Origin of the sequence: Salinispira pacifica, from assembly GCF_000507245.1 — a bacterium.
GTDB classification, from domain to species: Bacteria; Spirochaetota; Spirochaetia; order DSM-27196; family Salinispiraceae; genus Salinispira; species Salinispira pacifica.
Window position 1 is genome coordinate 728,327 of the sequence record NC_023035.1, and the last position, 18,574, is coordinate 746,900.

An 18,574-nucleotide genomic window follows, 5' to 3' on the forward strand; every position below is an offset into this window, starting at 1 on the left:
GTTTTTTCAGGAGGCCCTAAGTAATATCAATTTTGAAAAGGATATTGCATGCACATTTTGAAAAAAAGCTGGTGGACTGAAACTACAGAATCCCTTGCTCGCATTGACTATCGTCTGTTCGGAACCTTGTTATTATTCGGCCTCCTGCCGACTGCATATATCACTGTGAGAATAAACTTCCTTGGAAATATTCCCGACAGTTGGGGGTACAACATTGCCTCTCAATTAACGTGGTTGAATGTTTCCTATGAGGTGGTTTTTGAAGCGCTTATGCTTCCCATGTTTTATCTCATAGGAAAACACATTGGCGATTCCAAACACTTCAATAACACCGTCAGTAATGCGCTGGTACTCACTATTGCTCTGTACCTTATACTTTCAGCAATCACGATATTTGCAGCCCGGCCGATGATTGTCTTTATGCTTCAGGAGGCTCATACTGTAGATGCAACTGTTTCCTACATCAGGCTGGAAACTGTTGCAATCATGCTGTCAGCTATAGTTCGGCTATTTACTATTATCTTTATTGTGATTAAACGGGAGCGGATTCTCCTTATTCTACTGTTTGTTCAGCTTGCCGCTTCTGTACTGTTTGACAGCTTGTTTATCAGTCAGCTGCCCATATCTCTGGAGATCGGAGTCAATGGCATCGCATTCACGAACATCCTCGTCAATATCATTCTTATTGGCATATCTGTTGTAGCACTTCGAAAAGCGTCTGTACGACTATTTGACAGAGGATTCACCATTGATTTTACATGGCTAAAGTCATGGCTTCGTGTCGGGGGCCTCTCAGGGCTTGAGAATTTTGTCCGGAATGCTGCATTTATACTCATGGTTCTGCGGCTCGTGAATGCGGTTCAGCAGCAGGGAAATTTCTGGGTGACCAACAACTTTATTTGGGGATGGCTTCTGTTGCCGGTTCTCGCTCTTGGAGAACTCATTCGTCGGGAGACAGCAGCTGAACCTGAATCTATTCGGCTCCAGGCGAGGGGATGGTTTGCGCTGACTACAATTATTATCCTCATCTGGATTATCAGTATTCCATTTTGGGACTGGTTTATTAGCCGAATTATGAATGTAGCAGCTGTGGATGTTATTGTCAGGTTGAGCTTGATCTCTCTCGGGTTCTATGTGGTATTCGCATACAATAATGTTATGGACAGTGTGTTTTACGGGGCAGGCCGTACTGATCTCATGCTGTACCAATCATTGATTGTGAACATTGTTTTTTATGGTAGCGCATTCATATTATACCGCAGGGGAGTATTTACTCCTGACTTGACTGCAATTGCCATAATGTTCGGCCTGGGGATATTTCTGGATTCAGTAATAACCTATTTCATGTACCGCCGCTTTGTCCAGGTGAGAAATACGGGCTCATGATTATTGTGGTCTTTGGGAATATTAAGTGGGAGTTCGGTGGAGCTTTTTTACTTTCTAAAAATAGCACTCACAATTAAAAATGCATAAACACATTTACCACAAAGGTTAAGTATAACTTTACATTTGATGACCTGCATGTCATACTATTCATGTGGAATACCACTTCACTAACAAACATCTTGAACAGCTCTACACAACCGGTTCTAACAAAAAATACAGGCTTCCAGATAACGTGGTATTCGAATTTGTCGAATTAGTACTGGTTATCGATGCTGCAGTGGATATTAATGATTTCTGGAAGTTGCCTGCTCTAAAGTTTGAGAAGTTACGGGGCTATCGAAGCCGGTATTCTTTTCGGATAACCAGGAAATATCGGCTTGAAGCTGATATCGAATGGAAAAATGATCAGCATACCATTGGAATTGTGGGAATTGATGAATTGAGCTCACATTATCAGTAATGTGGGAGGATGACTATGAGCACACAGAATACATTACGACCGTTTATTAATATTGGTCCGGGGCACACCATAAAAAAGAATCTTGAAGCCATGGGTTGGACCCAGGAAGATTTGGCTGCAATGATGGATATATCCGTTAAGCAGCTGAGTCAGATCGTCAATAATAAAACAAGAATTACCATAGAAACAGCCAGACTCTTGGCTGCAGTCTTCGAAACAAGTGCGGAATTCTGGGTGAATCTCGATACCCGGTATCGGATCAACAAGGATGAAGATTCAACCAGGGAAACATCTGCTCAGCGAAAGGCTCGCATCAGAAAGTATATGCCAGTGAATGAGATAATAAAGAAAGGTTGGTTTATCTCAGAAGCCACTGCGGATGGCTATGAAGGGCTGTACTCAGAAATCTGGCAAACCACTCCTGATGACCAATCCATGTATGATCATGTGAAGGATCGATATTGTGCAAGGCAAAATCGTGAGAATGAAGAATACACAGCCAGGTATACCTATACCTGGTCAAAGATCGCCCGAATAAAATCCCAAGGCTTCTCCGTTCCGGACTATTCCCGGGAAAAACTGGAACAGATTTCCCGACAGCTCTATAGCTATACCTACATGGAGGATGGGGTTACCCGAGTTCTACGGGAATTGAATACCGCGGGTGTCAGGTTTCTGGTGCTCTCCCATTTATCAAAAACCTATCTTGATGGAGCCTGTTTCTGGGAGGGAGATAATCCGGTGATTGTGTATACCGCCCGTTACGATCGTATTGATAACTTCTGGTTCACTCTTGCTCATGAAATAGCCCATGTCTTGCTGCATCTTCCCCGATTCAAAGATAAAAGCTTTTTGGATGACTTGAAGGCGGATGAAAATAGCACAGAAGAGCAGGAAGCCGATGCAGTAGCAGAAAAATACTTGAAGGCTGATCAGATTATTTCATCGGCAAAACCCTACGCCGGGTATCTATCTGCTTCCAGACTGCAGACAATTTCAGATAAACTTGAAATTGGAAAAGCTGTCATCGTGGGTATTCTCCAGCACCATGGGATGGTGGATTACCGAAAGCTTAATGCATATAAGAAGCCGGTGACGGATCTTATACCGTCGGACTTTATCGTCGGCTAAGGTTTACAGCAACAATTGATTAACTGATTCCTTGGGCAATAGCTGTCAACACCCCAGTTCAATTGCCTTCAAACCCCGACCACCTACCCAAGCCCCGCAAGCCGGGAGACAACATTCAACACCGTCTCAAACATCCCATTCAGCACATCAAGACGGATGGCAAGTAACAACAGAATTATCCAGATCCAGGACAGTTTGCCTCCCGACAGCTTCACTCCGGGAAACAGGAACGGCCAGATCCGCGAACCGTCCAGGGGCGGGATGGGCAGCAGGTTTATAAGCGCAAGAATCCCGTTGGCATAGGCAGCAAGGAACACCACCATGGCAGTGGTTTCGTTGTTTATGGGCAGCAGGCGGAACGCAGCAATGAACATGAACATCAGCACAATATTCGAAAAAGGGCCGGCCAGGGAGGTTATGAGAAAATCCCGCCGGGGATTGCGAAAATTGTAGATATTCACAGGTACCGGCCGGGCGTATCCGAAACCGAGAAAAAGAATCAGAATGGTTCCCAAAGGGGAAAGATGCGCCAACGGGTTCAGTGTAAGCCGCCCTTTGCTTTGTGCATAACGGTCCCCCAGCAGGCTGGCGCTGAAGGCATGGGCGAATTCGTGAACAGTCAGGCCGACTATAAAGCCCGGCAGAACTACCCAGGCTTCCCGGAGATTAAATATCATCAGCTGCCTCCATGCTCCCGGCCTTGCGGGCCATGGCGAAAACCACATTCTTGTGCCTGTCGTCCCGGAATTGCATCCGCTTTGCCAGATCATCCATATCAGTCTCACCCCGGGCATATCGCAGAATCATCTGCAAATACAGACTGTTGTTATCTTCTCTGATGGAGCAAACCTGATCGGCAATGCTTTTGGCTTCTTCAAGCATTCCCAGGCTGATATATGCAAGCAGCCGGTTATAGAGTGCGGTATAGCTGACCACAGGGGGAAAATCACCCCGATCCAGTATGAGGCCACTGAGCTCCAAAGCCCGCCGGGCATCGCTTTGGGGATCGCATATCAGCAATTCCAGATAGCTGAGCATGGGTTGGTTCCGGTATTCTTCCTTCCGTGCCCGATCTATCCACATGCTGATAAATGCATCATCGTGAAAGCTTCGAAAATCCAGATCGCAAAGAAGGGCCACATGCCCGCAGTCCCGGCTGCCGGTTGAAAGCTGTTCAAGAACTGCACGGCCTTCACTTTTCTCATGAGGATAGTAGGTATTCAGCAGTCGCACAGCATCCTCAATAGTACCGGTCACATTCCAGATGCTGCGCAGGAGCTTTTGCCGGCTTGGCCCCTGAACAATTGACGGCACAAACAATATCGCCCTCAACGGCAGAACCATTAAATCGGTGAAGAAACTCAAGTTAATCATCGGGGCTGAGTATATCACTTTTACTGCAGGGTAGGGGAACAGGTTTGCTGCATCGGGAAATACATCAACCGCATGCCCAGGCCGGGTGAGGGCGAAGCTGATAACTGAAACCATCCCCTGTCGGGTCAACTTGAAATTCAGGAAAACCTGATTGATACTTTTATACATACCGAGATGTAAAAAGGACCATCCATGAAAATTGCCGAGCTGCATCCCGAAGAAGCTGCCAGGCTGGAAGAACTGTACCGCTACGAAATACTTGACAGTGAAGACGAGGCTGCCTTCGATGAGTTAACCGAACTTGCCAGCGCTATCTGCGGGACGAAAATCTCGCTCATCAGTCTGATCGACGATAAACGCCAGTGGTTCAAATCCCGGGTGGGGCTGGATGTACCCGAAACCGATCGCGATATCGCCTTCTGCACCCATGCTATTCAGGGTGTGGATGTGATGGAAGTGGAAGATGCCCTGGCCGATGAACGGTTTCACGATAATCCTTTAGTCGCCGGAGATCCCGCTATCCGCTTCTATGCCGGTGCTCCGCTGATCACCCCCGAAGGTCTGCCCATCGGTACACTCTGTGTGATTGATAATCATAGTATGAAACTCAGCGAAGATCAGCACCGTGCCCTGGAAATACTTGCCCGGCAGGTAATCAGCCAGCTGGAACTTCGCCTCATGAACCGGCGAATGAAACGTATCGCCGGGGACCGGGATCGGCTTTTCGCCGTCATCGCCCATGATCTCAAATCGAATTTCAGCGGAATTTTAGGTGTGGCGAATATGCTTTCCGGAAAATATTTTGAGGTTGATGAGCAGGAGCGCAAACTCCTGGCTGACGAGCTGATGAATGTATCGGTAAATACATATGAGCTGCTGGATCAGCTGCTGCAGTGGGCTGCAGAGCAGATGGGCGGCATGAAAAGCCGACCGGTTAATTGTCATATAAAGCAGGATCTTATTGATGACAATATTGATTTTTTCTCCCGGGCCGGAGCCCTTCAGGGGGTGAATCTCAATATCAGTATTGATGAATCCCTCACCGTCTATTGTGACACCACCATGACAAAGACAATCATCAGGAATCTGGTTTCCAATGCACTCAAGTATTGCTCCGAAGACGGATTGATCTCAATTGATGCGAAAGAGCAGCACGATGGTGTTACAATATGCATCAGCAATACCGGCGACCCCATTTCATCAGAAATCAGGGATAATCTGTTCAAACAGCAGGTGCTCAGTACCGAGGGGCGGGGCGGAAAACCGGGACATGGTCTGGGGTTGAACCTGGTTGCCCAGTTTGTCGCGAAACAGAACGGCAAAATCTGGGTGGACGAGGAGTTCAGCGGAGGGACCAGGATTTGCTTCCGTCTTGGGAAATCAGACTGATATATTTCCACAGAACTTCAGAATCCTGAATATCCGGAGAACCTGCCCGGGAGAACAATACCTTCTTCCTGGGCTTTTTGCCATTCATGTATGAACCGCAGCAGCTTCCCTTCCGTCAGTTCAGCCGCCGGCGAGCTCCCGGAAATCATCCCTGTACCGCAGATTCTGAAGATCATCATCTTCTGATGCAAACTCCCGAAGCCCGGGGTTATGCCTGAAGCTTTCCTCAAGCTCCTGCATAGCCTCTTCGGGATGTTCGGTCTGGGCGTAGGCTGCGGCCAGATCGTAGTGATTTGCCGCTAGCCACATGGGATTATCACTGAGAGCTGCTGAGCGGGCAACCACATCTTCTGTAATCGAAACCGACAGTTCCTCCAGGTCATGCCGGCGAAGCACGATTCCCAGATGCCAGGCCACATGAAGCCCCAGATGTCCAGCCATACCCCACCACAGGGGACGTGTTCTTCCGTCGCTGTAGCTGCCAGTTTGATCAAGTTCCGCTTCTGTCATCGATTTCACTTCTCTGCTGATGTCGGCTGTGATCTGAACCAGCATCTCTTTGGCCTTTACCCAGGGAAGTTTCTGATATTTCTCGTATATTTTCCTGTTTGTCTGTTCAAGTTCATCCGATTCGATAATCGGTATTACCTGTCCCGGACTCTTGAGGCGATCTAAATCCTGTTCTAGCCACGCAGAGCAGTGGCTCACTGCATCGGCACAATTCCAGACCTCCCAGCTGCCGGGACCATCCAAAGCTGCAACCGGGAGTTCGTTTCCTGCTCTGTTCACCGATGTGATCATTTCATCGGCCAATGCTGCAAGTGCGGCTTTGCGACTCATACAAGCCTCCGTTTTGGGTGCGGGGTGCTGTGGGTTTTCCATGTTCTTCCAGTATAGCCTGGTAGAATATGATTGTTTAATGCTGATGTGACCGGGCATGCACAATTTCCGGTTTCAGAGAAGAATGTGCAGTGCACCAAAGCTTGTGAAAAAAGAATTTTACCATAAAGCAGCACCACATGAGTTGGCGACTACCTGCAGCAGCACTGCCGGTGGAGTCGCCATCAATTTGTCTATTAAAATCTATAATTTTTCACAAGCTTCTGTGCACTTGTTATTCGTTCCCGAATCCATTCCATTCTTCAACTACCGTAATACTGAAGGGAATTGCTTCGCCTTTCCTCTCAACAGGTCGCTCGATTGTATAGATGATTTGTTCAGCAGATGCACTGGTGGGAATCATTGCCCATTCGGCTTCGGTAGGATAATTGCTGTTTTCGAGAAACTCATCCTTGCTCATTTCATCTGGATCCACGAAAAGAAGATAGCTTTTGCCCACTTTTGTGTTCAAATTCATGTTGAAGCCGCGCCGACCTTCGGTTATTTCGTTGGTAGATTTATCGAGCATGGTGAATAAGAGGTCCGGCTGAAAGACCAGGATCATTTGCTCATTTTCAAGTATTACAGTATTGCCCACCTCATCCATTGTATGATTTAAAACATGGGTGATATATGAACCAATCACCTGGATATCACCCTGCTCTGTAGAAGAACTGTGCGCTGCGCGGTATTCCTCCTCCAGAACCACCGCATCATCGTTCGATATCGTATCGGTGACCCGGTAGTTAATTCGATTGGAAGATAGACCTTTTCTGCCGTATAACCTATACGATCTGCCCGGTTCCAGCTTTGCATATACCGGGCTTGTTCCGAAGGTATATACGTGGCCGTCATCATAAGAGACAGAAAAGCGATAGTAGCCTGCCGGGAGTTCTACCATGCGTCCAATCCTCATCAGAGAACTTACAGGCCAATCTACCGATTCACCATTAATTGAACTCACACCTACGCTTCCGGAAATCGTTAACTGCACCATTTCTGAACTATCCATATTCTCCGGCACATATTGGCCAAGATTGTTCATAGAAGCGCAGGAACCCAATAAAGCTAATCCAATTAAAACAAACAATAGACGAAATAAATTTTTCATATTCAAATAATATGCAAAAAAAGTCTGATTAGTCAACGAATGATACGCCGTCTCTGCTTTAATGCTGAAAACTGTCAGGCTCCCCGGAAGAATCCTGGAGTCAGAAAAAATGCGATCTATCTGGATATGGAGCTGAAGTCAGACCGTGGGAAAATTGAATCAGATCCCGAACTGTTTCTGAGTCCAAATCCCGGGAGGATGATCTGTCTCGATGAAATTCGATGCTAACCTCAGATTTTCTCTACGCTCAGATCATATATCGATAAGACAGGTAAGAATGGACAGTTCCTGATTCTGGGGTCTGCATCCCGGGATCTGATAAATCAGAGTAGAGAAAGTCTTGCCGGACGTATAGCACACCTCTAAGTCACTCCATTCAATCGAGATGAAATTCGTGAGATTAGATCTCAGGATCTGCATTGGCTCAAAGGAGGATATCCAGGTTCTATACTAAAAGAGGATGAAGAAGAATCATTCGAATGGCGGATGAAGTATATTCGTACCTTTCTGGAACGTGATTTACCTCAGCTTGGTTTTTCAATTCCCCCAAGGTATATATATGCGATACTGGGCTTTTGCATTCCCTCCTTGGTATCGAAACGATCAATGATCTTTTGGGGCACCCGGTTGTAGGAAATTCATTCGAGTCATACTGCATTGAGAATATCCGCAATCTTCCGCCCCGCTGGACCTCATCTTTTTTTCGTGATTCCATCGGCAATGAAATTGATCTGGTTCTGGAGAGAGCCGGGAAAAAGATCGCTGTTGAAATTAATCCTCTTCATCCCCGAAACCGGAAAAGGGATTCTGGAACTCGGTCAACTTCCTGAAGCCGAATGAAAGCTGGATCATCGCACACGGAATTGCACCAGGCGAAGCCGGGGCAGTTCAGTGTGAGTATTAGGATACAAAAAAACCCGTCGAAGTGAGCTTGAATCAGAGGCCCGACAGGTATGCTATGAAGAATTTAGTCTGTGTTGATTTCGTTGTTAATATTCACAGATCTTGAGAGTGGTATCCTGTTGTAATCGTTTCTACATCCCTGAAACTGTTAGTACAGTCTGATTTTAGAAATTTAGCTGAATAACCGTCGCCTGACTTGAGATGCCGGATGTAAAGTATAATCAGTGCACCAATGCTTGTAGAAAGTCTCGGAAGGACTTGGCCCTCTGTCACTCGGCATCGTGCCTCGTTCCGCCGGGCCGCCTACGCCTTCTAAATCGACGTCCTGTCGATTTGCGCTCCCTGTTCGGTCGCGCCGAAGGCTCCGGTTCAAATCCTGCTGGATCCAGCCACAAAAAAAGCCGATTACCCACCTTTCGGTGAATAATCGGCTTTTTTATGGGCCCCCGGCTGCCGCCCGAAACAGCCGTGTATCGCAGTCCGTAAGGACGAGGAACATGGCGAGTAGCAGGTCGCTGCAGGCAATCGACCAGGGAGCAGGACTTGCCCTTCCGTCACTCGGCTTCCTGCCTCGTTCCTCCAGGGCGTCTCGTCGCCTGCCGCGCCCGTCCGGGGCGCTTGTCGTCGCTATTCGCTCGGCGGCTCCTCGCTTCAAGTCCTTCTATAGCAATATATACAGAAAAAGCCACCCTATTCAGGATGGCTTTTTCTGTATGATGGGCCCAGCAGGACTTGGCCTTCCACCTCGAGCCCTTCCGGGGCTCTCGGCTTCAGGCCGTCTACGGTCGCTAAATCGCCTTCCATGGCGATTTGCGCTCGCAGGCTCGCGCCGCTCCCTGCGCTTCAAGTCCTGCCGGGTCCGGTCCACAAATAAAAAATGCCACCCACCTAGCGGTGAATGGCATTTTTTATTTGGGCCCAGCAGGACTTGAACCTGCGACAAATGGATTATGAGTCCACTGCTCTAACCAACTGAGCTATGGGCCCCAGGATGCATGGGCGAGCAGGTGTGAAACACCGACCAGCCCCAGGATGCATGGGCGAGCAGATCACGAAGTGATCGACCAGCCCCAGGATGCATGGGCGAGCAGATCACGAAGTGATCGACCAGCCCCAGGATGCATGGTAGCGGGATCGTTCCTCAGCGCTTCGCGCTTGCGGTACGACCCTTGGGGCGAAACAGCCGTGTACCGCAGTCCGCAAGGACGAGGAACATGGCGAGTAGCAGATCACGAAGTGATCGACCAGCCCCCGGACGCATGGGCGAGCAGCTGACTTGTCAGCGACCAGCCCCCCACCCCGGTTTCCCCGATAGTTCCAACTGAACAGGTCGGGAAAATAGTGAATTGGAATCTATCGCAACAGCCTGAGGCTGTCAAGTGTCAATAGTGGGGAGGTTTGCTGTCGTGGGGGCTGTCTTCGCCGCCGGTCTCTTTGAGCTCGCGGAAGAGGTGAATGAGGCTGTCGATTTTCTTTGTGTGGGCGTCCAGGCTGCGCTGCTGGTCCACCAGGACGTCGTTGAGTTCTGCGATGCTGTTTTCCATATAGGATATTTTGGTTTCAAGGGCTTCCAGTCGTTCTTCCATGTGTTCATCTTAGGAGATTTTTTCAATTGTATACAGGTGTTCAGGCTGATATATTTGCGGTATTCACATGTCCGAGCATACGAAGAGTATTGAAGAAAAGCTGAATAAGAGTTCCCGGGAGCTTGATGATCTGATACGGGCGGCTGATTTGCCGGAGGATGACCGGAGGTCTGCCCTTAACGACCGGGGGAGGAAACCCCGGCGGATTCTGCGGTGGGCGATTAAGCTGTTTCTCCTTTTTGTGTTTCTGCTTTTTGCCCTGCCGCCGTTTTACATTCCCCTTGAAGGGGTCCGCACAAGCGGATTTTTTATCCGTCGCAGGCCGGAGACCCGGCTTTTCACCGATCTGGAATTTCACAAAGGTATTGATATTGCCGCTCCGGTGGGTACGCCGGTGAGGCCGGCGGCCATCGGCAGAGTTGCCGATGTGGGGTATTCCGACGGATACGGTAATTTTGTTGAGCTGTCCCATTTGTTCGGATTTCGTACGGTGTACGCCCATTTGTCTGCGGTGGAGACACGGGAGGGAGCATTGATTGCACCGGGCTTCAGCCCCCTGGGAAGGGTGGGGCAGACCGGCCGGGCCACGGGGCCCCATCTGCATCTGGAAATAAAAATCGGAGAGAGGAGTTTCCCGCCTGGTGTATTTTTATTCTACCATAATGTCCGCAGGTATCTTATAGGTTTCTGACCGTAAAGGTATTAGGGTTTTCCATTCTGTAAATTTATACCGATTGACTGTATTTTTTTTTCTGAAATCTTGTCTAAATCCAAATCTTACCCTAAGATGATGTATTGATTAGTTTGAGATTCGCTCAAACAAGGAGGATTTTTATGAAAAGGTCGCTTTGGTTAGTGCTGTTTGTTGCATTGACTGTACCAGCGCTTCTTTTTACAGCCTGCGGCGGAGATAGCACTGCAGCAGCTGAAGAAGAAGAAATGGTTCTGAATTGGAACCTGAGTGCCGATCCCAAAACCATCGACCCCGGTCTGAATGGTGCAACCGATGGTGGTGACATTATTGCCAACACTTTCGAGGGTCTGGTTCGTGAACGGAACGGTGAAGTGTATCCCGGTATTGCTGAAAGCTGGGAATTTTCCGAAGACGGAAAAACCGTAACGTTCAATCTTCGTGAGTCAAAATGGTCCGACGGCTCTGACCTTACAGCTCAAGACTTTGTATACGCATGGAAAAGAGCAATGGCTCCGGAAACTGCTTCCGAGTACAGCTGGATCTGGGAATACACCAATGTTGTGAATGCTCCTGCAGCCACAGTTGGGGAAGTATCTCTTGATGAAGTAGGTATCCGTGCGGTAGATGATTACACTCTGGAAGTGCAGCTTTCTGCTCCCACTCCCTATTTCATCTCTCTGAGCTCGTTCTACCATTTCATGCCCGTAAAACAGTCTGCAGTAGAAGCAGGACCTGACGGTGCATGGGCGAAAGATCCCGACATCTATGTTTCCAACGGTCCTTTTGTTGTTACCGAGTACACCATCGGTGACGGACTGGTTCTGGAACAGAACCCCAATTTCTGGGATGCGGAAAATGTTGAGATCGACAGGATCAACGTGAAGTTCATCGATGAAGCATCAACTGCCTACACTGCATACAATGCAGGCGAGTTTGACTTCCTCAATGATGTTCCCCCCGCAGAAGTTCCCAAGCTGATTGCTGAAAACCCCGAATTCTACGTTTTCCCTCTGCTTGGAACCTACTACTACAATTTCAACATGGATCTTGATATGTGGGACGATGCACGGATTCGCCGCGCTCTGACTCTCTCTATCGACCGTGAGCAGATTGTAGACGTTCTTGCCCGGGGTAACGTACCTGCACCCGGTTTTGTTCCTCCCGGATTCCCCGACCACATGGGCCGTGACTTCTTTGAAACTGCCGGTGACTACGGTATTCCCACCGATGATTCTCAGTTCGAAGAAGCTCAGGAACTGCTGGCTGAAGCCGGTTATGAGGACGGTGAAGGTTTTCCCGAGTTCACTCTTATGTACAACACCAGCGAAGGGCACAAACTCGTAGCTGAAATGGTACAGGAAATGTGGAAAACCAATCTTGGAATCGATATCACTCTTGAAAACCAGGAGTGGGCGGTATTCCAGGAAACCCGGAAACAGGGCGATTATGAAGTTGCACGCGGCGGCTGGATTACAGACTTCCTGGATCCCAGCGGTCTTCTTGCGATTTTCACTGAAGGCAATGCCTACAATGATCCCAACTTCAACAATGATGAATACAATGCTGCAATGGCTCGTGCTCTTACCGCAACCACAGACGAAGCTCATTACGAAGCACTGTATGAGGCTCAGGACATTCTCATGAATGAACTGCCCATCATTCCTGTGTACCACTACACCGACTACATGCTTTCCAGCCCCGCAGTTAAGGGATGGGAGCGCTCAATGCTCAGCGGTACCGACTTCCGCTATGCAACTGTTGAACGCTAAGCATCAGCTTTGTGTAATACCCCGCCGCCCGGTCCACGGGTGGCGGTATTTTTTTCCCTAGGAGACGGTGTTCAATAAATTGAATATCTGCATTTTAAAATAACCGTTCTCCCGGAATTAGGAGACGTAACATGAGAAGGTATTTCCTTCGCCGGTTTGGATATTCACTCCTTACCATATTTATTATTACCACCATCACATTTTTTATGATGCGTGCGATCCCCGGTGGACCTTTTACAAGGGAACGGGCGATTCCCGCGGAAATCCTGCGGGTGATTGAAGAAAAGTACAATCTTGATGCTCCTCTGTATGAGCAGTACTTTGACTATTTAAAAGGTGTTGTGACCTTCGATTTTGGTCCCTCATATCAGAAAATCGGTACCAGCGTTAATGAACTTATCGTGTCAGGCTTTCCCTGGACAGCACAAATTGGTTTTCTTGCAGTAGTGGTCATACTCGCTATTGGAGTACCCGTAGGTATAATTTCCGCCCTGAAGCAGAATAAACCCACGGACTATTTCGTGATGTTCATGGCGACGCTGGGGGTTACCATTCCCAGTTTTGTGGTGGCAACGCTGTATATATACTTTTTCGCAGGTCAGCTGGGCTGGGTTCCGCCCTTTGGACTGGGCTCCGCCCGGGCATACATCGGTCCGGTGATTGCATTGGCGGGATACTCCCTTTCATTTGTTGCCCGTCTGACCAGGTCCAGCATGCTTGAAGTGCTTCGGGCCGACTATATTCAGACGGCCCGGGCCAACGGTCTGAATGAATTCAAGGTGATCGGGAAGCATGCGGTGAAGAATGCGGTTATTCCGGTAATCACCTACATGGGTCCGACTATTGCTGCAATCATGACAGGATCTTTCGTAATAGAACGTATTTTCGCCATTCCCGGAATCGGACGTTACTTTGTGGAAAGCGTTACCAACCGTGACTATACGACACTCATGGCCGTGACCGTTCTGTATGCTGCATTCTATGTGATCATGGTTCTGCTGGTTGATGTGGCCTACGCCCTTGTGGACCCGCGTATTCGATTTGAAAAGGAGAAGGGCTAGAATGGATAAGGCAATGTTTGAAGCAGTTGATAAATCTGCATACAGAGACAGCGAGCCGATACGTGAAAGCCTCACATATTGGCAGGATGCCTGGAGACGTCTGAAAAAGCATAAGCCGGCCATCGCAGGACTGGTGGGGGTAATTTTTATTCTCCTGTTCGGCGTAGCAGGTCCCTGGTTCTCTCCGGTTTCCTACTCCGATCAGAGTATCGATTTTGCCAATCTTCCTCCCAGAATGCCTCTGTATCAGCTTGAGGAAGGGTTTAACGTATATCTCACCGAAGACTATAAGGTGATCAAGGTGTCAGACAGGGGTGTTGTAGAGGAAAAACTTCAGCGCATCGACACCGACCCCATCAACAAAATCTATACATATTCCGACGGACAGCGTGAGGTGTTGCTGGACTTCTCTTACAACCTGCTGCCCGGCAAAATGGACAGTCCCTACGATTTTGCGTTCATCTATGAAGGTGAAGAGTTTACCGAACCATGGAAGTCCGTGAGCAATAAGAAGTATCCCTTCGGTACAGACATTGTGGGCCGGAGTCTTCTGGTACGGGTCATGTACGGAGCCCGGATCTCCCTCACCGTGGCGTTTGTCGCCACCCTGGTGAACCTGCTGATCGGTGTGTTCTACGGTTCCTTGGCGGCATTTGAGGGTGGCAGGACGGATAATATCATGATGCGTATTGTTGATATTATTAACTCCATCCCTCTGCTGCTGATCGTAATTCTCATTATGGTAATTGTTGGAAACCGGGGTCTGTGGACCATGGTAATCGCTCTTGGATCGGTGTACTGGGTGCAGATGGCCAGGCTTGTCCGGGGGCAGGTGCTCAGCCTGAAGGAACAGGAGTTTGTTCTGGCGGCCCGTGCACTGGGTGTTCCCCGGTTCAATATTATCAGTCAGCATCTGATTCCAAACGCCATCGGACCCATCATCGTATCCATGACCATGATGATTCCCCGCGCGGTGTTTACCGAGGCATTTATCAGTTTTATCGGACTTGGGGTTTCCGCCCCATGGCATCCTGGGGTACCCTGGCCAATGACGCCTTGAGCGGGCTGCTCTCGTATCCCTACCAGCTGTTTTACCCGGCACTGGCCATCGCCATTACCATGCTGTCGTTCAACCTGCTGGGTGACGGTCTGAGGGACGCACTGGACCCCCGTCTGCGGAAAGGATAGAAAAATATGAAAACACTATTAGAAGTCTCAAATTTGAGAACATCATTCCATAGTCATCTCGGAGAAATTCAGGCAGTTCGGGGTGCCAACTTCAAACTGGAGGAAGGGGAGGTCCTTGGCATCGTAGGGGAATCCGGCAGCGGTAAGTCGGTTACCTCCCTCTCCATTATGGGACTGATTCAGGAACCCGGTGAAATCAAGAAGGGCAGCAAGGTGATGTTCCGGGGTAAGGATCTTACCAAGCTGAGCAACAAGCAGATGTCCCAGCTCCGGGGAAATGAGATCTCCATGATCTTTCAGGACCCCATGACATCTTTGAATCCGGTGTACACAATCGAGAATCAGATGGTTGAGGTGATCCGCCGGCATCAGATGCTGAATAAGAGGGAAGCCCGGGAACGGGCCATCGAAATGCTTACCCTGGTGGGGATCCCCCAGCCGGAAAAGCGGATTAAAAGCTATCCCCATGAGTTTTCCGGGGGGATGCGCCAGAGGGTAATGATCGCCACCGCCCTGAGCTGTAATCCCAAGCTGCTCATTGCCGATGAACCCACCACCGCACTGGATGTAACCATACAGGCCCAGATTCTGGAGCTGATGAAGGATCTGAAGGATCGTATCAACACATCAATTATCATTATCACCCATGACCTGGGGGTAATTGCTGAAGTGTGTGATCATATTGCGGTGATGTACGGCGGTACCATCATGGAAACCGGAACCGAGCGGGATATTTTTTACAATCCCCAGAATCCCTACACCGTGGGGCTTCACCACTCCATTCCCAAGATGAACACCGAACAGAAAGAGCGTCTGGTGCCCATTACCGGGTCACCCCCGGATCTGCTTCACCCTCCCAAGGGCTGTCCCTTTGCCAGCCGCTGCCCCCACACAATGAAACTGTGTCTGGAAGAGCAGCCGCCCACCTTCAAGCTCAGCGAAACCCATTCTTCAGCCTGCTGGCTGCTGCATAAGGACGCTCCCCAGGTGGCAAACTACGAGACTGCGGAGGCCGTAAGTGAGTAATAATGAAAACCTTCTGGAAGTGAAGGATTTAAAGAAATATTTTGAAATGAAGAGCGGATTCCTCAGTCCGCAAAAATCCTATCTGAAGGCCGTGGACGGTGTCTCCTTTGAAATTAAAAAAGGGGAAACCTTCGGTCTGGTGGGGGAGTCGGGCTGCGGCAAGTCCACAACCGGCCGAACCATTCTCCGCCTCTATGAGGCAACCGGCGGACAGATTATGTTCGACGGCGAGGATCTGGCGAAAAAACCCGAAAAAGAGCTGAAGCCCTATCGCAAGCGCATTCAGATGATTTTTCAGGACCCCTATGCGAGTCTGAACAGCCGGATGACCGTAAACGATATTATCGGTGAGGGGATATCAACACATAATCTGCTGGAGGGAAAGGAAAAGCAGGAACGCATCTACAGTCTTCTGGCCCAGGTTGGACTAAAGAAAGAACATGCGAACCGCTATCCCCATGAGTTCTCCGGCGGACAGCGTCAGCGTATCGGTATTGCCCGGGCGCTGGCGGTTGAACCTGAGCTGGTTATCTGCGACGAGCCCATATCCGCTCTGGATGTATCCATTCAGGCTCAGGTTGTGAATATGCTTGAGGATCTCCAGGACGAACTGGGGCTTACCTATCTGTTTATTGCCCATGACCTTTCCATGGTTAAACATATATCGGACCGTATCGGGGTTATGTATCTTGGAAAACTGGTAGAGGTGTGTGAGAGCGATGAGCTGTATAAGAATCCCATCCATCCCTACACCAAGGCCCTGCTTTCGGCCATCCCCATCCCCGATCCGGACATTACCCGGTCAAATCAGCGGGTGATTCTCAAAGGGGATGTTCCCAGCCCCATCGATCCTCCGGTTGGATGCCGCTTCGCCAGCAGATGTCCCCTGCGGACCGAACGCTGCACCAGAGAAGATCCGGAGCTCAGAGAACTTGCTCCGGGACACTGGGTGTCCTGCCATAACGTGTAACACCAGCATCTGCTGCATCAGCAGGCTGCCATATGCGCGGCACTGCCTGTTCGCAGCATGCACACAAAACGCCGGGTTCATTTGATAATCATCAAAGCCCGGCGTTTTTTTGCGTCTGCGGTGGCAAGCTTTGATTCTTACCAATGGCCGGTGTTTCAATTTGTATTAATCAAATACACCGAGCAATTGACCTTTCAATCACCCTCAACATATACTAAATAGACATATTAAAACTATCAGAAGAAGCAGGCTATGAAAAAGCTGAGGTCACGACTTATTCCATTGCTGCTCAGTCCGATTATTGGAAGTGTTATCGCAGTAGCAGCGGTATTTACGGGATTGTTGGCGTCTTTATATTCATCGGAAATCCGCAACTCCATTCCATTGTCCCTCCTGAGGGCGGCTCCGGTTGAAACATCAGAATATGGGGTGTTCTCATTGCCTGCTTTGTTATTTTGGCTCTCAATCTCTTTCTTCTTCGTTTTCACAGCATTTCGCCAGTACTTTCGGGATAAGGAAAGTGAAATACAAAGAAACAGTTTGATCGATTCATTGCGGACGATTCCTCCTGCCGAGTTTGCGTTAAAGTTCAGAGATGAATATCAAAAAAGTGAAACCAATCTGTTTATAGTTAATACTCTCCTGAGTATTAAGGATAGAGATGATCCCTTATCGGTGGAAGACGTAACCAATATTGAAGAATACATCAGAATCATTCTGGATACCTACATAAATCTGGCGAAGCTATGGGATCAACCTGATTCAATCATTCCTGAAGACGCCGTATACCGGGCAAATCTGATGCTCTTTTACAATGTAGGCGAAATTCCGGAAAAAATCAGAAACAAGCTGTTTCAAATGACTAACTTCTTTGTGGAAAAAAACATTGTTTCACTGGAATCGTCAGTAGACGGCATTTTGATCCTGGAGGATAATATTTTTACCACCACAACTGAAACTGCGGACCCCGAACCGGATCCGGAAATACGGCCTCTCTGCTTTCCCATAACTCTTGACGGGGATGACGGGAAGCGAGTTCAAAACTTACCCGGAGCGCCCACTGCATTTATTCAGAATGAAGTTCAATGGATACTGGATACCAGAGATATCGTAAAAGTGTGTAAAGATGATTTGAATTATGATGGAGCAGTTCTGAACAAGATTGAGAAATACTATGCAGAAGACACAAAAGCCACAAGTATTATTTCAATACCGCTGCAAAACAGAATTATCCGCGACGGCAGGGCTTGTAATGTAACCATCGGTGTTGTTAATATTTACCGAAACAAGGTACGGATTTTGAAGGATCGAATGCGATCAACACAGTTCTCTGCATTGTTGGAACCATATAACGATATTCTGGTAAAGTTTATTATTGCATATGAATGTGCGAAAAATAGTGTCGATAATAGTAGCAGCGAAAGTTGAATATAAAGAGCGAAGCGCAGTATATTGTAAGGGGAGATCATCATGTGTAATGTATATATTCCGAAAACACCAAATATTTCTCGTTCGGACGCCCGTTCTGCAATGAAAGAATCTCTGAAGGAATCCAGGGAATTTCATAAATCCATTAGAGAAGGAAACTGGAAATCCGATTACGAAATTAAGATTATTACCAAAGCAAAATAACGAACGCAGCATATG

The 18,574-nt window shown here is 48.5% G+C and carries 17 protein-coding genes, 1 tRNA gene and 1 pseudogene; 13 read left to right on the forward strand and 6 right to left on the reverse strand.

Annotated features, from left to right (window positions below):
- The first annotated feature begins 48 nt into the window (after positions 1-48).
- Entirely contained in the window at positions 49-1,386 is a 1,338-nt protein-coding gene (locus L21SP2_RS03210) for an MATE family Na+-driven efflux transporter (RefSeq protein ID WP_024267046.1), read from the forward strand.
- Positions 1,387-1,861: 475 nt separating this feature from the next.
- Positions 1,862-2,977, forward strand: coding sequence for a HigA family addiction module antitoxin (locus L21SP2_RS03220; RefSeq protein WP_024267048.1), 1,116 nt, complete (start codon positions 1,862-1,864; stop codon positions 2,975-2,977).
- 83 nt (positions 2,978-3,060) lie between these two features.
- On the opposite strand, the gene L21SP2_RS03225 is transcribed toward L21SP2_RS03220, so the two are convergent.
- Positions 3,061-3,654: a site-2 protease family protein gene (locus L21SP2_RS03225; protein WP_024267049.1), complete on the reverse strand. Its 594-nt coding sequence runs from the start codon at positions 3,652-3,654 to the stop codon at positions 3,061-3,063.
- The gene (locus L21SP2_RS18510; protein WP_024267050.1) at positions 3,644-4,519 is read right to left on the reverse strand and encodes a hypothetical protein; all 876 of its coding nucleotides are present in this window, start codon (positions 4,517-4,519) and stop codon (positions 3,644-3,646) included. Before L21SP2_RS18510 ends, L21SP2_RS03225 begins: the two co-directional genes overlap by 11 nt.
- A 24-nt stretch (positions 4,520-4,543) precedes the next feature.
- Between L21SP2_RS18510 and L21SP2_RS03235 the strand changes: the two genes are divergently transcribed.
- Positions 4,544-5,740, forward strand: a complete 1,197-nt coding sequence (locus L21SP2_RS03235; RefSeq protein WP_024267051.1) for a GAF domain-containing sensor histidine kinase — start codon at positions 4,544-4,546, stop codon at positions 5,738-5,740.
- A 120-nt stretch (positions 5,741-5,860) separates the two neighbouring features.
- Here L21SP2_RS03235 and L21SP2_RS03240 read toward each other — a convergent pair whose 3' ends face one another.
- Entirely contained in the window at positions 5,861-6,580 is a 720-nt protein-coding gene (locus L21SP2_RS03240; RefSeq protein WP_024267053.1) for a TPR end-of-group domain-containing protein, read from the reverse strand.
- Between the two features lie 274 nt (positions 6,581-6,854).
- Positions 6,855-7,730: a hypothetical protein gene (locus tag L21SP2_RS03245; RefSeq protein WP_144082909.1), complete on the reverse strand. Its 876-nt coding sequence runs from the start codon at positions 7,728-7,730 to the stop codon at positions 6,855-6,857.
- 234 nt (positions 7,731-7,964) lie between these two features.
- On the opposite strand from L21SP2_RS03245, the gene L21SP2_RS19185 reads away from it, so the two are divergent.
- Together L21SP2_RS19185 and L21SP2_RS19190 are read left to right on the forward strand one after the other, a co-directional pair.
- Positions 7,965-8,096, forward strand: a complete 132-nt coding sequence (locus L21SP2_RS19185) for an AAA family ATPase (protein ID WP_425277208.1) — start codon at positions 7,965-7,967, stop codon at positions 8,094-8,096.
- 185 nt (positions 8,097-8,281) lie between these two features.
- Positions 8,282-8,560, forward strand: a pseudogene (locus tag L21SP2_RS19190) (DUF4143 domain-containing protein); the annotation flags it as partial.
- Positions 8,561-9,546: 986 nt separating this feature from the next.
- Here L21SP2_RS19190 and L21SP2_RS03260 read toward each other — a convergent pair.
- Together L21SP2_RS03260 and L21SP2_RS03265 are read right to left on the reverse strand one after the other, a co-directional pair.
- A tRNA-Ile gene (locus L21SP2_RS03260) sits at positions 9,547-9,620 on the reverse strand.
- 395 nt (positions 9,621-10,015) lie between these two features.
- A complete protein-coding gene (locus L21SP2_RS03265) occupies positions 10,016-10,219 on the reverse strand; it encodes a SlyX family protein (RefSeq protein ID WP_024267057.1) in 204 nt (67 codons plus the stop codon).
- A 67-nt stretch (positions 10,220-10,286) separates the two neighbouring features.
- Here L21SP2_RS03265 and L21SP2_RS03270 point away from each other — a divergent pair, with 67 nt between their 5' ends.
- The 8 genes from L21SP2_RS03270 to L21SP2_RS03305 all read left to right on the forward strand — a co-directional run bounded on the left by L21SP2_RS03270 (position 10,287) and on the right by L21SP2_RS03305 (position 18,355).
- A complete protein-coding gene (locus tag L21SP2_RS03270) occupies positions 10,287-10,910 on the forward strand; it encodes a M23 family metallopeptidase (RefSeq protein ID WP_024267058.1) in 624 nt (207 codons plus the stop codon).
- A gap of 143 nt (positions 10,911-11,053) precedes the next feature.
- On the forward strand, positions 11,054-12,682 hold the full coding sequence (locus L21SP2_RS03275) for a peptide ABC transporter substrate-binding protein (RefSeq protein WP_024267059.1): 1,629 nt from the start codon (positions 11,054-11,056) through the stop codon (positions 12,680-12,682).
- A gap of 131 nt (positions 12,683-12,813) precedes the next feature.
- The gene (locus L21SP2_RS03280) at positions 12,814-13,743 is read left to right on the forward strand and encodes an ABC transporter permease (RefSeq protein WP_024267060.1); all 930 of its coding nucleotides are present in this window, start codon (positions 12,814-12,816) and stop codon (positions 13,741-13,743) included.
- A gap of 1 nt (position 13,744) precedes the next feature.
- Positions 13,745-14,803, forward strand: coding sequence for an ABC transporter permease (locus L21SP2_RS03285; protein ID WP_211233431.1), 1,059 nt, complete (start codon positions 13,745-13,747; stop codon positions 14,801-14,803).
- Positions 14,767-14,931, forward strand: a complete 165-nt coding sequence (locus tag L21SP2_RS18655) for a hypothetical protein (protein ID WP_211233432.1) — start codon at positions 14,767-14,769, stop codon at positions 14,929-14,931. The genes L21SP2_RS03285 and L21SP2_RS18655 overlap by 37 nt, the downstream gene beginning before the upstream one ends.
- 6 nt (positions 14,932-14,937) lie before the next feature.
- Positions 14,938-15,957 (forward strand): ABC transporter ATP-binding protein, encoded by a 1,020-nt coding sequence (locus tag L21SP2_RS03290; RefSeq protein ID WP_024267061.1) that lies wholly within the window; start codon positions 14,938-14,940, stop codon positions 15,955-15,957.
- Complete coding sequence (locus L21SP2_RS03295) at positions 15,950-16,927, forward strand: ABC transporter ATP-binding protein (RefSeq protein WP_024267062.1); 978 nt, start codon at positions 15,950-15,952, stop codon at positions 16,925-16,927. The genes L21SP2_RS03290 and L21SP2_RS03295 overlap by 8 nt, the downstream gene beginning before the upstream one ends.
- A 252-nt stretch (positions 16,928-17,179) precedes the next feature.
- Positions 17,180-18,355 (forward strand): hypothetical protein, encoded by a 1,176-nt coding sequence (locus L21SP2_RS03305; protein ID WP_144082910.1) that lies wholly within the window; start codon positions 17,180-17,182, stop codon positions 18,353-18,355.
- Positions 18,356-18,574: the final 219 nt, after the last annotated feature.

Coding starts and splice junctions, on each gene's coding strand:
- L21SP2_RS18510 (WP_024267050.1), bottom strand. CDS start 4,519: ATGTATAAAAGTATCAATCAGGTTTTCCTGAATTTCAAGTTGACCCGA.
- L21SP2_RS03235 (WP_024267051.1), top strand. CDS start 4,544: ATGAAAATTGCCGAGCTGCATCCCGAAGAAGCTGCCAGGCTGGAAGAA.
- L21SP2_RS03245 (WP_144082909.1), bottom strand. CDS start 7,730: ATGAAAAATTTATTTCGTCTATTGTTTGTTTTAATTGGATTAGCTTTA.
- L21SP2_RS03225 (WP_024267049.1), bottom strand. CDS start 3,654: ATGATATTTAATCTCCGGGAAGCCTGGGTAGTTCTGCCGGGCTTTATA.
- L21SP2_RS18655 (WP_211233432.1), top strand. CDS start 14,767: ATGGCATCCTGGGGTACCCTGGCCAATGACGCCTTGAGCGGGCTGCTC.
- L21SP2_RS03220 (WP_024267048.1), top strand. CDS start 1,862: ATGAGCACACAGAATACATTACGACCGTTTATTAATATTGGTCCGGGG.
- L21SP2_RS03265 (WP_024267057.1), bottom strand. CDS start 10,219: ATGGAAGAACGACTGGAAGCCCTTGAAACCAAAATATCCTATATGGAA.
- L21SP2_RS03275 (WP_024267059.1), top strand. CDS start 11,054: ATGAAAAGGTCGCTTTGGTTAGTGCTGTTTGTTGCATTGACTGTACCA.
- L21SP2_RS03210 (WP_024267046.1), top strand. CDS start 49: ATGCACATTTTGAAAAAAAGCTGGTGGACTGAAACTACAGAATCCCTT.
- L21SP2_RS03305 (WP_144082910.1), top strand. CDS start 17,180: ATGAAAAAGCTGAGGTCACGACTTATTCCATTGCTGCTCAGTCCGATT.
- L21SP2_RS03285 (WP_211233431.1), top strand. CDS start 13,745: ATGGATAAGGCAATGTTTGAAGCAGTTGATAAATCTGCATACAGAGAC.
- L21SP2_RS03280 (WP_024267060.1), top strand. CDS start 12,814: ATGAGAAGGTATTTCCTTCGCCGGTTTGGATATTCACTCCTTACCATA.
- L21SP2_RS03270 (WP_024267058.1), top strand. CDS start 10,287: ATGTCCGAGCATACGAAGAGTATTGAAGAAAAGCTGAATAAGAGTTCC.
- L21SP2_RS03290 (WP_024267061.1), top strand. CDS start 14,938: ATGAAAACACTATTAGAAGTCTCAAATTTGAGAACATCATTCCATAGT.
- L21SP2_RS03240 (WP_024267053.1), bottom strand. CDS start 6,580: ATGAGTCGCAAAGCCGCACTTGCAGCATTGGCCGATGAAATGATCACA.